The 14,121-nt window shown below is 56.0% G+C and carries 14 protein-coding genes and 1 tRNA gene; 3 read left to right on the plus strand and 12 right to left on the minus strand.

Annotated elements, in window-relative coordinates:
* Positions 1–29: 29 nt before the first annotated feature.
* The 6 genes from era to NBH13_RS01525 form a co-directional block, all read right to left on the minus strand.
* Positions 30–1,028: a GTPase Era gene (era, locus tag NBH13_RS01500; RefSeq protein WP_099570637.1), complete on the minus strand. Its 999-nt coding sequence runs from the start codon at positions 1,026–1,028 to the stop codon at positions 30–32.
* Positions 1,021–2,445, minus strand: coding sequence for a hemolysin family protein (locus NBH13_RS01505; RefSeq protein ID WP_250778601.1), 1,425 nt, complete (start codon positions 2,443–2,445; stop codon positions 1,021–1,023). Before NBH13_RS01505 ends, era begins: the two co-directional genes overlap by 8 nt.
* Before the next feature lie 48 nt (positions 2,446–2,493).
* Positions 2,494–3,039, minus strand: a complete 546-nt coding sequence (gene ybeY, locus NBH13_RS01510) for an rRNA maturation RNase YbeY (RefSeq protein WP_003835085.1) — start codon at positions 3,037–3,039, stop codon at positions 2,494–2,496.
* Positions 3,036–4,175 carry a PhoH family protein gene (locus NBH13_RS01515; RefSeq protein ID WP_099570639.1) on the minus strand — a complete coding sequence of 380 codons (1,140 nt, stop codon included), beginning with the start codon at positions 4,173–4,175 and terminating at the stop codon, positions 3,036–3,038. Before NBH13_RS01515 ends, ybeY begins: the two co-directional genes overlap by 4 nt.
* Positions 4,176–4,213: 38 nt before the next feature.
* Complete coding sequence (locus tag NBH13_RS01520; RefSeq protein WP_099595775.1) at positions 4,214–4,549, minus strand: histidine triad nucleotide-binding protein; 336 nt, start codon at positions 4,547–4,549, stop codon at positions 4,214–4,216.
* A gap of 83 nt (positions 4,550–4,632) precedes the next feature.
* Positions 4,633–5,430: a 16S rRNA (uracil(1498)-N(3))-methyltransferase gene (locus NBH13_RS01525; protein WP_099570641.1), complete on the minus strand. Its 798-nt coding sequence runs from the start codon at positions 5,428–5,430 to the stop codon at positions 4,633–4,635.
* 120 nt (positions 5,431–5,550) lie between these two features.
* Between NBH13_RS01525 and NBH13_RS01530 the strand changes: the two genes are divergently transcribed.
* From NBH13_RS01530 to glgC, 3 genes are all read left to right on the plus strand, one after another.
* Positions 5,551–5,640, plus strand: a tRNA-Leu gene (locus NBH13_RS01530).
* A 66-nt stretch (positions 5,641–5,706) separates the two neighbouring features.
* On the plus strand, positions 5,707–6,573 hold the full coding sequence (locus NBH13_RS01535; protein ID WP_099570642.1) for a TrmH family RNA methyltransferase: 867 nt from the start codon (positions 5,707–5,709) through the stop codon (positions 6,571–6,573).
* A 146-nt stretch (positions 6,574–6,719) separates the two neighbouring features.
* Positions 6,720–7,964, plus strand: coding sequence for a glucose-1-phosphate adenylyltransferase (gene glgC / locus NBH13_RS01540; RefSeq protein ID WP_033501205.1), 1,245 nt, complete (start codon positions 6,720–6,722; stop codon positions 7,962–7,964).
* 82 nt (positions 7,965–8,046) lie between these two features.
* On the opposite strand, the gene NBH13_RS01545 is transcribed toward glgC, so the two are convergent.
* The 6 genes from NBH13_RS01545 to sufB form a co-directional block, all read right to left on the minus strand.
* Positions 8,047–8,634 (minus strand): metal-sulfur cluster assembly factor, encoded by a 588-nt coding sequence (locus NBH13_RS01545; RefSeq protein WP_099570643.1) that lies wholly within the window; start codon positions 8,632–8,634, stop codon positions 8,047–8,049.
* 130 nt (positions 8,635–8,764) lie between these two features.
* Positions 8,765–9,316, minus strand: coding sequence for a Fe-S cluster assembly sulfur transfer protein SufU (gene sufU, locus NBH13_RS01550; protein ID WP_099570644.1), 552 nt, complete (start codon positions 9,314–9,316; stop codon positions 8,765–8,767).
* A gap of 5 nt (positions 9,317–9,321) precedes the next feature.
* Positions 9,322–10,596, minus strand: coding sequence for a SufS family cysteine desulfurase (locus NBH13_RS01555; RefSeq protein WP_144166095.1), 1,275 nt, complete (start codon positions 10,594–10,596; stop codon positions 9,322–9,324).
* Positions 10,593–11,372, minus strand: coding sequence for a Fe-S cluster assembly ATPase SufC (gene sufC / locus NBH13_RS01560; protein ID WP_099595780.1), 780 nt, complete (start codon positions 11,370–11,372; stop codon positions 10,593–10,595). Before sufC ends, NBH13_RS01555 begins: the two co-directional genes overlap by 4 nt.
* Positions 11,373–11,390: 18 nt before the next feature.
* Positions 11,391–12,614: a Fe-S cluster assembly protein SufD gene (gene sufD / locus NBH13_RS01565; protein ID WP_144166099.1), complete on the minus strand. Its 1,224-nt coding sequence runs from the start codon at positions 12,612–12,614 to the stop codon at positions 11,391–11,393.
* A 5-nt stretch (positions 12,615–12,619) separates the two neighbouring features.
* A complete protein-coding gene (gene sufB, locus NBH13_RS01570; protein WP_099571143.1) occupies positions 12,620–14,074 on the minus strand; it encodes a Fe-S cluster assembly protein SufB in 1,455 nt (484 codons plus the stop codon).
* Positions 14,075–14,121: the final 47 nt, after the last annotated feature.

Below are 14,121 nucleotides of genomic sequence, written 5' to 3' on the forward strand. Positions count from 1 at the left end.
GCTTCGCTGCGAAGCGGATCCTAAGCAGATCAGAAGCCTAGCTTCTCGAGCTGTTTAGGATCCGACTGCCATCCCTTGGCAACCTTGACATGCAAATCGAGTTTCGCTTTCTGACCGACGATGCGGTTGACCGGCGTGCGTAGCTTCTTTTTGACGCGCACAAGATGTTCCGCTCCCCTGCCGATGATGATCGGCTTTTGGGAATCTCGCTCCACATAAATCGATACAATCACTTGAGCTTTGCCATCGTATGATTCTCCGCTATCGTTGTCTTCTGGATATTCAATGGAGTCCACGACCACGGCCAGCGAGTGCGGCAGCTCATCATCCAACTCTTCCAGGAAGGCACCGCGTACCAGTTCCGCAATGGTTTCTTCCGGACGTTCTTCAGTGATCTGTTCGGCCGGATACATTTGCGGACCTTCAGGCATGTTTTCGATAAGCACGTTCTTGACCTCGGCAAGATTGTCGTGCTTGAGTGCGCTGACTGGCACGATATCGGTGAAATCGGCGAACTCGTTGATTTCGATAAGCTTGCTGATCAGTCCTTCACGGCTCAATTCGTCGATTTTAGTGACGATGGCAATCAGCGGCACTTTCCATTTGAACGTGCCGTCATCGCGCTTCACTGCAAAATCGGAACGCAGACGACTCAAAATGCGCTTGTCGCCTGGACCGATCTCCTGATCACCGGGCAGCAGGAAAGCAATGGCGTCCACGTCGGCAAGAGACTCATCCACAACATCATTCAGGCGCTGCCCCAACAATGTGCGCGGGCGATGGATACCGGGCGTGTCAACCAAAACGATCTGCGCATTATCTGTGGTAAGAATGCCACGAATGGCCTTACGTGTGGTTTCCGGTCGAGATGATGCGATGGCGATCTGCGTGCCGATCAACGCGTTGATCAACGTCGACTTACCTACGTTCGGACGTCCTACCACGGCAACGAAACCGGAACGATATGGAACGGGCGTGGTGGAATCGGAATGGTTGGAGGGCGTCTCAGTCATTGCTGCGTCAGTCATGCTCGTCTTTGGAATCCTTATCGTTGTCGGATGCCTCTTCGGTATCATCCGCATGTTCTTCGTTACGTGTTTCAGTTTCGTCCACGCCCTCGACGTGGACCGGTTCCACCACAATGGTCGACACCTTCTTGCGTCGTCCCGCGGAATCGACTGCGGTCATACGCAATCCTCGGGTGACTGCGGAAGAACCGACGATTGGCACGCGTCCCAACAATTTGGTCAACAATCCGTAAACGGTGTCGACGTCATCCTCGTCAATGTCGATTTCGAAAATCTCTTCCAGATCGGCGATCGGCGTGCGGGCTGGCATGCTCCATTTTTTGTCGCCGATTTGTTCTGGATCGGCATGTTGCGTGCGATCATGTTCGTCTTCCAGCTCGCCCACGATTTGTTCTATGGCGTCTTCAATAGTGACCATGCCTGCGATGCCGCCGTATTCGTCCACGACGATGGCGACATGTTGGCGTGTGCGTTGCATTTGATGGAACAGGTCGTCAACCGGTTTGGATTCGGGTACCAGCATCGGATCACGGACTATCGATTCGACTTCGCGCGTCATCGCCGCATGGTTGAAAGCCGTCGCGCGCACGGCGTCCTTCAGATAGGCCACGCCGACCAGATCGTCCACATCGTCGCCAATGACCGGCACGCGCGAGAATCCGGAACGGGAGCAAAGCTTCAACATGTTTTCCAACGTCTCGCCTCGCTCGATGCAGATCATGTCGGTGCGCGGCACCATGATCTCACGGGTCAGTGTTTCGGAAAGCGTGAGTACATTTCGTAGCATTTCGGAAACTTCGGGGTCGAAATCGTTGGCCTCAACCAAACGGTCGATGGTCGCGCGCCCCTGCTCGATCTGGATCTTCTCGAGTTCCTCGTCGTCGGAAAGATCGTTGCCACGACGCTTCGTGCCCTTTTGTCCGCCGATTTTCGCGAATGGGGTCAACAGCACCGCAATGGAGACGGTATCCGCATGCTGCAGCATGATGTCGACGGGCTTGGATGCTCCAGCACTACGCGGACGCACCAGCAGCGAAATCACCGCCACGACGATGGCAAAAACAAATCCGGCAAGCAATTCGGCCCATAGTGGAGCGTCCAGCATGCCTGCGATCACAGTTACAAGCACACCGTCAAGCACATTGCAGCAAATACGGAAGAACGCGCACGATCCTGCGGTGGCATACCGGTCGGCCACCAGCCGCTGGACCTTATGGATACGCTTGATCTTCTTGTCGCGAATGAACTGCGAAAGTTCCGCATCCGTCTGAACTTCAAGAATCAGGTTGTTCAGGCTCGCCCGGGTCACACGTCCCACAGCGCCTTCGGTGGCAGCCATCGAAAGAGACAGCCAGACCAGCAGCAACGCTACCACGGCAAGTACCGCGACCAGCGCAATCATTGTCTCCTGCACCATAATTCAGCCCCCATCATGCCGGACGATATGTTGCCGGCAACGTAATCACTATTTGGCGATCTGTCGCCCGGTACCATGCTCCCGATCCCATTCGGCAAGCGCATCCGGCGCTCCTGACGGAAGAATCGCCTGCGCTCCCGATCCTTGGCGGAGAGCAAAGAAAGTGAGCAGCAGTTGACGCTGCAGACCGAACATCTGGCGCTCCTGTTCCGGTGTCGCATGATCGTATCCAAGCAGGTGGAGAATGCCGTGGATTGTCAGAAGCATCATTTCCTCCATGGTGCTGTGTCCGGCCGCAAGCGCCTGCTGGGCGGCCACCCATGGGCAGATCACGATGTCCCCAAGCACGCCTTCCATCACGGTTCTGCCGTCTCCTGGGCGTAACTCGTCCATGGGGAAGCTCATTACGTCAGTCGGTCCTTCAAGATTCATCCAACGCATGTGCAATTGGGCGATCGGATCGGGGTCGACAAACATGATGGTCAGGTCGGATTGCGTGCTGACGCGCATCTGGTCCATCACCCATATGCCGAGATCGGAGAACACCTTGCCGTCGATCTGCCAGACGGTTTCGTTGGTTACCTCGACGCTCATTCAGCGTTCCTTTCGATTTGCTCGTCCGTTTTCCTGGATGTGATTCTGCTTGCGACGCGACGGCTATGGTCGCCGGCGATGGCCGCGTGTCGATCATAGGCCGCGACGATTTTGCCGACCAGCGCGTGTCGCACCACGTCTTCCGGCTTGAGGTGGGCGAATGCTATGTCGTCGATGCCGTCAAGGATGCGTTCGATGGTGGCAAGGCCGGATTTCGGCACTGTCAGATCGACCTGCGTCACGTCACCCGTGATGATCATTTTCGTGTTGAAACCCAGTCGCGTCAGGAACATCTTCATCTGCTGTTCGGTGGTATTCTGCGCTTCGTCGAGAATCACGAACGCGTCGTTGAGCGTGCGTCCACGCATGTACGCAAGCGGCGCGACTTCAATGGTGCCGTCGTCCATGTAACGTTTGAGCTGGTCCGCTCCGAGCATGTCGGAAAGCGCATCGTACAGCGGGCGAAGATACGGATCGACTTTTTCGTTCAGTGTGCCCGGCAGGAAACCGAGGTTCTCTCCGGCCTCCACTGCAGGTCTGGTCAGAATGATGCGGCGCACCTGCCGATCTTGGAAGGCGCGAACCGCCTTGGCTACTGCAAGATACGTCTTGCCTGTACCGGCGGGGCCGATGGCAAACGTGATGGTATGTGACTCGATGGCATTGACATAGGCGACCTGACCAGCGGTTTTCGCGCGGACCGGCTTGCCAAGCGCAAAGGTGATCACTCCCGGCACATGCGGCTTGCGGCGGTCTGCGGCATGCTCACGTTGTGCGGCACGCCCCTGCTGCCTATCAGCCAAACGTAGTCCCTCCACTACACGCCCATGCCCCGGGCGCGCGGCGCGAACGGGGTTTTTCAACACATTCTGGTCGAGCATGCGTCGCACCGTGTCGGCATCCATCGGAGCCGTATATGCGGCTTGAATGATGTTTTCAATCACATGTTCGGCCTGCGCGGCTTGGGATTCGGATTTGTTGGAATGTGACATGATCGCGATACGGTTGCCTCTGACGATGATGGTCAGGTCAGGGAACGCTCGTTCCACTTCCCGGAGAACCTCGTCGACCGGCCCAAGCACGGTTACCGGATCAAGCTGTTGGGGAATCGCGATGGTACGTGTAGTGGTGGCCACAAAACCTCTTCTAACGTTGATATATGGGGAAAAGAAAGTTACTCGTCGAGTTTTTCACCGGTCAGCACATGAGCATGCACATGGAATACGGTTTGCCCCGCATCAATCCCGGTGTTGAAGATCAGCCGGAAGGCGCCATGGAATTCCTTATCGGCGATGTTCTGCGCAACTTGAGCCATGTGGGCAAGCTGCTGCGGATCGGCCGCCGCAAGCTCGGCCACGTTCGCATAATGCTCGCGAGGCACCACAAGCACGTGGACTTTGGCCTTCGGATTGATGTCCTTGAACGCGTAAGTGGTATCGTCCTCATACACCTTTTCGCTTGGAATCTCTCCTGTGATGATCTTGCAGAACAGGCAATCCTTGTCGCTCATAATGCTCCTTAATGCTGGGAAACCTCCATGACCATGCTATTGCGCAACCGGGATAATCCACGGCAAATCGCCGACGTGTGGCATCAAACGAAACGTCCCAACGCCCGTGCGAGCAACGATAATGCGACCGGACCGGCCGTGGACGCCCGCAGAATGTTGCTTCCGAGCACGCATACTTCGGCTCCGGCGTTGGTGAAAGACTCAATTTCCGCATCGCCGATACCGCCTTCCGGCCCGACCACCACGTACACGGTACGCTGGCGCCCGTCTTGCAGACACTTGTCGGAAAGCGCCGCGATCGACTCCTCCAACTGGCTCCAGGTCTTGGTGGCATCCTGGTGCAGCACGATTACCATATCGCCGTGCACGCAGGCACGTTTGCATATGGCGACCAGCTGCTTGCTGGTCACGCACTCACCCAATTCAGGCGTCCAGGAACGTCGCGATTGTTCGGTGGCCGCCTCAAGCACTTGCCTCCACTTCTTGTCGGTACGCCCCACCTTCCATTTAGCGATGGAACGATCGGCCTGCCATGGAATTACCTCGTCCACACCGATCTGCGTTGCCGTGTCGATGGCCTGTTCATCATGCCCTGTTTTGGCCAACGCCTGAATCAAAGCGAGTTTGGTGATGGGTTGCGGTTCCTTGCCGAAGCTCGACACTTGCGCGATTCCCTGCTGCGCGTCGCACAGCACTGCATGGATGCGCAATCCCCTACCATCGGAAAGTTGCAGCTCATCACCGTCTTTCAGGCGCATGGCCTGAATGGCGTGGCGACGCACCGATTGAGGCAACGTCAATTTCCATCCGGCGTTCAGCTCATCGCTGTTCACAGGCACATCATCATGTTCCGTATCAAGCAGAAAAAGGGCATCAGTCATAGTTTCAGAGACTACCAGCACCTCGGATACCAATGGCGGAATTCCGCGCGACACGCCGAGACTTGCATCACGCCAAGCATCTGCTATAGTTTTCTTTCGTTGCCGCTGAGCAACGCACCTGTCCGGGTGGCGGAATGGTAGACGCGCTAGCTTGAGGTGCTAGTGCCTATTTATACAGGCGTGCGGGTTCAAGTCCCGCTCCGGACACCAGCAAAACCCCTTGGAAACAAGGGGTTTTCTTGTATCTGAAAAGCTATTCGGCGAAAGATCGGTCACATGCAGTTCATCCATCTTGATTCCATTGACGACGAGCGCGTGGCGGCATACACAAATCTCACGGAAATCCAGCTTCGCAACAAGCTTGAACCCAGCAAAGGCCTGTTCATCGCGGAATCGCCGAAAGTCATCGACAGGGCGCTTGCCGCCAACCGAGAGCCGATATCGCTGCTGGTCGAAGAACCGTGGATTGAAGGCATGGCCGGAACCTTCGCGCTCATCGACAACCGATGGGGCACCGACATTCCCGTGTACGTGGCCTCCCCCGAACAGCTCAAGCAGCTGACCGGCTATCGTCTGCACCGAGGCGCGTTGGCTGCGATGAAACGTTGGCCTTTGCCCAGCGTCGAAGAAGTTTGCCAAGGGGCACGCCGCGTCGCGGTCATGGAGAATATCGTTGACCACACCAATGTCGGCGCGCTTATGCGCTCCGCGGCCGCGTTGGATGTCGATGCCGTGTTGGTAACGCCTTCTTGCGGCGATCCGCTGTATCGGCGCGCCGCCCGCGTGTCGATGGGCACGGTGTTTCAGATTCCGTGGACACGCATCGGCGGAGATGATAAGCATTACTGGCCGTTCGCCGGCATGCAGGAATTGCGCGATCTTGGATTCACGACCGTTGCGATGGCTCTTGAGGACGACTCCATTTCGTTGGAAGAACTCGTTCGCCGCCTGAACAATGCCGACGACGAAAAAGACCATATCGATAAGTTGGCGCTGATTTTCGGCACTGAAGGCGATGGCCTGTCGCATCACACCATCTCACGTGCCGACCTGACGGTGAAGATTCCCATGAGCCACGGAGTGGACAGTCTTAACGTTGCCGCTTCGAGCGCCGTAGCCTTCTATTCAACTGCTGTTCGCTAAAACAATCCGCAAATTTTCAAGACTCGCGGTGCAAACTCCTTGCATGTTGCAAAAAATATGCAATTATTGAGTGCGTAAGCGGTTTGCGATGATGCAGACCACCAATGTGTGCGGTGTCATAACGACGCTCTAGGAGAGGAGTTCTCATGGCGAAGAATCCGAAAATTCTTTCCATCGTGCTTGCAGGTGGTGAAGGCACCCGTCTGATGCCTTTGACTAGGGACCGGGCAAAGCCGGCTGTTCCATTCGGCGGCGTGTTCCGACTGATTGACTTCCCATTGAGCAATCTGGTCAATTCCGGCTACATGCAGACCGTGGTGCTCACCCAGTACAAGTCCCATTCGCTTGATCGCCATATTTCCACAGTGTGGCGTTTCTCGCCGTTGCTCGGCAACTATGTCTCCCCTGTTCCCGCCCAGCAGCGTCTCGGTAAGCACTGGTATCTCGGTTCGGCCGACGCCGTCTATCAGACCATCAACATCATCGAAGACGTGCAGCCGGATATTGTGGTGATCGTCGGCGCCGACCACGTTTACCGTATGGACTTCCAGCAGATGGTGCAGCAGCACATCGAATCCGGTGCGGAGTTCACGGTGGCGGGTATTCGCCAGCCGATCAGCCAGTCCAACCAGTTTGGCGTGATCGAGGTTGATCCGGAACACCCGAGCATGATCAAAAGCTTCCAGGAGAAGCCGCAGACCACGACTGGTCTGCCGGATGATCCGAACTCCATCCTCGCTTCCATGGGTAATTACGTTGCCAACACGGACGCCCTGTTCGAGGCTCTGGCGCTCGACGAAAAGGCCGAAGACACCAAGCATGATATGGGTGGCGACATCGCTCCGTACTTCGCGGCTCGCAATGAGGCCGGCGTCTACGACTTCAATTCCAACGAGATTCCGGGAGCGACGCCGACCGATCATGCCTACTGGCGCGACGTGGGTACTCTGAAGCAGTTCTACGATGCACATATGGATCTGATCTCCTATGTGCCGGAGTTCAACCTGTATAACACCGAATGGCCGATCTACACACTGTCCGGCAATCTGCCGCCTGCAAAGTTCGTGCATGCCGGGCGTGACCGTCTTGGACACGCCACCGATTCGATCGTCTCCCCCGGCGTCATCGTGTCGGGTGGCGAAGTGCACCATTCCGTGCTTTCACCGAACGTACGTATCCACTCGTGGTCGCAGGTCGTCGATTCGATTCTGTTCGACGGCGTGACCATCAATCGTCGGGCACGCGTCTACAAGGCGATTCTCGACAAGAATGTTGTGCTTACTGAGAATTCGACCGTCGGTATTGATACCGAACATGATCTGGCTCGTGGCTTCACCGTCACGCCGGAAGGCATCACTGTGGTGCCGAAGGGTACTGTGGTCGACGACTGACGTTCTGCCGCACACAGAACAAAAGCGTGCTTCCCAGCGTCGGGAGCACGCTTTTTTATGTCGTTTTTATGTCGCTATACTGTCAGTATTTCGGAAGATTATCGAAGTTGAAGCCAAGTGCAGCCAACTGTTCGCGTCCTTCCGGAGTGATCTTTTCCATGCTCCAACGCGGCTGCCATGTCCAATCGATACGGAATTCCTCAACGAGGCCTGCAAGGGTGCTTGCGCACTCGTCCTCAATCAAATCGGTCAGCGGGCATGCCGGAGTGGTCAGCGTCATCGTAATGATGGCACGGCCAAGCTCATCGATTTCAATGCCGTATACTAAGCCCAAATCAATCACGTCAATGCCGAGTTCCGGATCAATGACCTGATGTAGTGCTTCCTTCACATCAGCGGCGGTCGCACGTCCGATATCATCGACGGCCTTCAATGCGATGCCGTCATCCTGCTCCTCGGAACAGCCGCATGCTCCGGCCTGATTGCCACAGCCACAAGCATCCTGCTTGATGTTCTCGTGTTCGATTTCCACTGGTTTGCCGTCCTTGAATCCTTTGGCGAGATTAGGGTTAAGCATGACGCGACGCGCAGCGGCTTCATCATTGCCCAATGCCTTGGCAACGGAATCGAAAATCGAGGCCTGCGGTTCTGGGACCAAGGTATCGCTCATTGTCGCTCCATATTTGATTTGAGTATATCCTGTTGAGTAGCCTATCGTGTTGGCTGGAGTTTGTCGACGGTGTTTCGTTCACTGTAGGCACAATGCACGAAACACCGATCCACTTGCGGAAAGATGCTTGTCACGCCTTCGCAGACAACGCCTTAGCCACGGAATCCTTCATGCCTTCCCAACCAAGCAATGCGCATTTGATACGCATCGGATACTTGGAAACTCCTTGGAAAACGATGCCGTCCTCAAGGGATTCTTCCGCGGATTCATCATCCAGTCCCTTGCCACGTGATTCCATGAGCTTATGGAAGGTATTAGCCAAGTTCATGGCCTCATCCACGGTTTTGCCTTCCACAAGGTCGACCATCACCGAAAGGCTGGCTTGTGAAATGGAACAACCATGACCGTCCCACACCAATCGTTCGATAACATGCGGCTCCTGGTCGGAAACCTCCACGTGCACGGTGGCCTCGTCTCCACAGGTCGGATTGAACTGATGGGACTCGCCAGGAGTGCAATACTCGTGAACCGCCTGAACCGTAGCGTTTCCCGATTGGGAAGCATGTTCAGAAGCCAGATCCGGAGCGAAATGCTCCCTGCCATGCGGATTCTTTGAGGCTTCGAGAATGACCTCCTGATACATCTGCTCGAGATCGTCGCCAGACAATGCAAAATCACTCATATGTGCTACTTAACTCCAAAGAACGGACGGACCTTCTTCAACGCCTCAACCAACGCCTGTGCGTCTTCGACGCAGTTGTAGATGCCACTGGATGCACGGTTGGACGCATATACACCGAAATGGCGGTGCACCGGCTGCGCACAATGGTGACCGACACGGATGGCGATGCCTTGCGCATCGATGAACTGGCCGACGTCATGCGGGTGAACGCCTTCGATTTCGAAAGCAACCGTACCGATACGTTGCTCGTTGGCATGCGGTCCAAGAATGCGTACACCCTCGATCTGCCCCATCTTGAGCAGTTCTCCTGCGATAACGCGTTCGTGGGCTTCAAGGTTTTCCATGCCAATATTCATTAGCCACTCGGCTGCAACGCCTGCTGCGACGACTTGGGCAACTGGCTGTGTGCCCGCCTCGAAACGTGCCGGGGGTGCCATGTATTGCGCTTCCTGATCCATCCAGGCAAGTTCCACCATGGATCCGCCGAAATTCGCCGGAGGCAACGCTTCGAGCATCTCACGCTTGCCATATAGGAAGCCGACGCCCGTTGGACCGTACATCTTATGCGCGCTCCATGCGGCGAAATCCACGTCCAATGCGTGCAAATCGATCTTCAGGTGCGGCACGGACTGACATGCGTCAAGCACAACCACTGCGCCCACCTCGTGCGCACGCTTCACAATCGGCGCAATATCGGTGATGGCACCAGTGGTGTTGCCTACATGGGTGACGGCCACGATCTTCGTACGCTCGGTGATTACCTCATCTGCGGTGTTGGCAAGGATTCGTCCCTCATCGTCCAGATCAAACCATTTCAATGTCGCTCCGGTACGTGCGGCAAGTTCCTGGAATGGCAGCAACACAGAATGATGTTCAGCTTTGGATACGACAATCTCGTCTCCCGGCTTCACAGCGAAACGTCGTGCCACTTCTCCCCCACGCCCCTGGGATGCGTTACCGAAGGCGGTCGCCAACAGATTCAATCCTGCCGTGGCGCCGGAAGTGACGACGATTTCCTCCTCGCCTTCAACCGCATTGGCACCGACAAGACGCGCCACCTTGGCACGCGCCTCCTCGAACGCCATGGTGCTGCGTGCGGCAAGTTCATGCGCTCCACGATGCACACCGGCGTTGATGGTGCGATAGAAATCGCTTTCGGCGTCGATCACGCATTGCGGCTTCTGAGAAGTCGCCGCGGAATCCAAATAAACGAGCTGATGGCCGTGAATTTTCTGATTGAGAATCGGAAATTCCCTACGGATCGCCGCGAAATCGGTCATGCCAGCGCGCTTTCGGAATCGGCACCTTCCGGCAGGTATGCGTCATAGCCGGATTCCTCAAGCTCGTCGGCCAGTTCAGGACCACCAGTCTTGACGAAGTGGCCGGCCGCAAACACATGCACGATATCCGGCTTGATGTACTTGAGGATTCGGGTGTAATGCGTGACCATGAGGATGCCGAACTGGCTGGCTTCCTTGGCGCGGTTCACACCCTCGGAGACGATACGCAACGCGTCGACATCCAGACCGGAGTCGGTTTCGTCAAGGATGGCGAACTTCGGCTTGAGAAGCTCGAGCTGCAGCACTTCGGCACGCTTCTTCTCACCGCCGGAGAAACCCTCGTTCACGGAACGGGTGGCGAACTTCGGATCCATCTTCAGGCGTTTCATCGCTTCAGACAGTTCCTTGGTCCAGGTACGGATGGCTGGAGCCTTGCCGTCGACTTCGGTTTTTGCGGTGCGCAGGAAGTTGGTCATCGACACACCCGGCACTTCGACCGGATACTGCATGGCCAGGAAGATACCTGCCTTGGCTCGCTCGTCCGGAGTCATCTTGAGGATGTCTTCGCCGTCGAGCAGCACCTGTCCGGAATCGACCACGTACTTGGGATGGCCCGCCAGCGTGTATGCCAGCGTGGATTTGCCGGATCCGTTCGGTCCCATGATGGCATGGGTTTCGCCGGAGTTGACGGTCAGGTTCACGCCTTTGAGGATCGGCTTGATGCCGTCCTTGGTTTCGACGTGGGCGTACAGATCTTTGATTTCAAGAGTTGACATGGTTTTCGCTCCTACGTTCTACTTCTCTTCCAACACCTGGGCGATTGCGTCATTCTCGCCGCGTGCCAGGCGCATATCGATAACGTTCATGAGATGTTCGCTGATTGCGGGAATGCCGATTTCCTCGACGAGTTCGCCGAAGAAGCCTCGCACCACAAGTTTGCGGGCTTCGGTTTCCGGAATGCCACGGGACTGCAGATAGAACAGCTCCTCATCGTCGAAACGACCGACGGAAGAGGCATGTCCAGCTCCGATGATGTTGCCGTTTTCGATTTCTAGATTCGGTTCGGAATCGGCGATCGCGCCCGGAGTAAGTACCAGATTGCGGTTGAGCTCATACGAGTCAGTACCCGGCGCGGTCGGAGCGATCAGCGCGTTGCCGACCCATGTGGAGTGCGCGTCCTTGCCGTCAAGAGCGCCTTTATATACCACACGACTCTTACATTCGGGATAGTTGTGCACAACCATGGTGCGATGTTCGATATGCTCGCCCGGATCCACGAAGTAGATACCCAGCATATTGAGATCGCCTTGGTCACCTCCGAAATCCTGATCCATACGGATTCGAACAACGTCGCCGCCGAGCGTGACCACGGAATGACGCAGGGACGCGCCCTCTCCCATGTGGATGCGCTGGTTGCCTACATGCTTGGATCCCTTGTTCCACTCCTGAATGAATGTGGTGGACACATGGGAGTCCTTACCTGTGAGGATCTCCACACCCTCGGCGATACGTGCATCGCCGTCATGCTCCACAACAACATCAGCGTGGGCGCGGTCAGCTGCGATGATCACCAAATGGAAAGCATCCAAGTCGGTTCCGGCACCATGCACCTTGACAAGCACTGGTTGCTCGATTTCACCCTCAATGCGCAGAACTCCAGCACGGGATGTGGAATTCCATTGCACCGCGGACACGCGATCGCAAGGCTTGGAAACAATGCCTGTATCGGCGTCTCCCGGCTTGCCTTCGCTATAGGTCACGCCTTCAGTGAGAGCCGTGCCGTCGATCATAGTGACGACAATCTGGGTTTCGTTCGACGGCGTAAACGGTTCAAAGAACTCTTCGACGCGTTCCACAGGGGTATAACGCCAATCATCCTGCTTGCGGTCGGGCACTTCGAATGCGTCCACATCGAATGAACGCGGCGAGCGATCCGCCGAAGATGGCATGGCCGCCGGATTCGCATACGGATCGTTCGGATCCGCGACGGGAATGTTGATTTCCTGAGTTTGTGCCATGGTAATCAGCCCACCGATCCTTCCATCTGCAGTTCAACCAGTCGGTTCAGTTCAAGCGCGTATTCCATCGGCAGCTCACGGCTGATAGGCTCCACGAAGCCTCGCACGATCATGCCCATGGCCTCGTCTTCGGAAAGACCACGGCTCATCAGGTAGAACAGCTGGTCTTCGGAAACCTTGGAAACCGTAGCCTCATGTGCCATGGAAACATCGTCTTCGCGCACGTCCACATGCGGGTAGGTGTCGGAGCGACTGAACTCATCGACAAGCAGTGCATCGCATACCGTCGAGTTGGACGATCCTTCGGCACCCTTGACGATTTTGACGAGACCACGATACGCGGAACGTCCACCGCCGCGGGAAATCGACTTCGCCACAATGGTGGAGCTGGTGTGCGGTGCAAGGTGGATCATCTTCGCACCGGTATCCTGATACTGGCCCTTACCTGCGAAGCCAAGCGACATGGTGCTGGCCTTCGCATACGGCTCGGCAAGAATGCAGGCCGGATACTTCATGGTTGCCTTAGAACCAATGTTGCCATCGACCCATTCCATAGTGCCGCCTTCACGCACGTAGGCACGCTGCGTCACCAGATTGTAGACGTTGTTCGACCAGTTCTGCACGGTGGTGTAGCGCACGCGGGCATGTGGCTCAACGAAAATCTCCACTACGCCGGAATGCAGCGAATCGGTCGAGTAGATCGGCGCGGTGCAGCCTTCCACATAATGCACGTACGATCCCTCATCGGCAATGATCAACGTGCGTTCGAACTGACCCATGTTCGGCGTGTTGATGCGGAAGTATGCCTGCAGCGGAATATCGACATGCACGCCTTTCGGCACGTAGACGAACGATCCACCGGACCATGCGGCGGTGTTTAATGCCGAGAATTTGTTGTCGTTGCTTGGAATGCACTTGCCGAAATACTTCTTGACGATTTCCGGATATTTCTGCACCGCAGTGTCGGTGTCGACGAAAATCACGCCTTGGTCTTCGAGATCCTTCTGGATCGAGTTGTAGATGACTTCGGATTCATACTGTGCCGCGACGCCGGAGACAAGACGGCTTTTTTCCGCTTCCGGAATGCCAAGCTTGTCATACGTCGTGCGGATCTCATCAGGCAATTCCTCCCAGGTCGTGGCCTGCTTGTCGATCGGCTTGACGTAATACTTGAAATCGTCGGCGTCAAAATCCTTCAGATCGACACCCCATTGAGGCATCGGACGGTTGATGAAATCGCGATAGCCTTCCAATCGCTTTTCCAGCATCCATTCCGGCTCGTTCTTATCTGCGGAAATGGCGCGCACGACGTTCTCGTCAATGCCTTTTTTTGCCGCTTCTCCGGCGAAATCCGTGTCATGCCATCCGTACGTATAGTCGCCGAACTGCTGGATGATTTCGTCATCCTGCTTGATTTTATCTTCGTTCACTCGCGTGCGATCAGCCACATATTGGCTCATCTCCACGTCAGCTGCGGCATTGGGCGCTTGGTTCTCTGCCACCGTAC

The sequence above is a fragment of the Bifidobacterium intestinale genome, assembly GCF_023656765.1.
In the GTDB taxonomy this organism is placed as follows: Bacteria; Actinomycetota; Actinomycetes; order Actinomycetales; family Bifidobacteriaceae; genus Bifidobacterium; species Bifidobacterium hominis.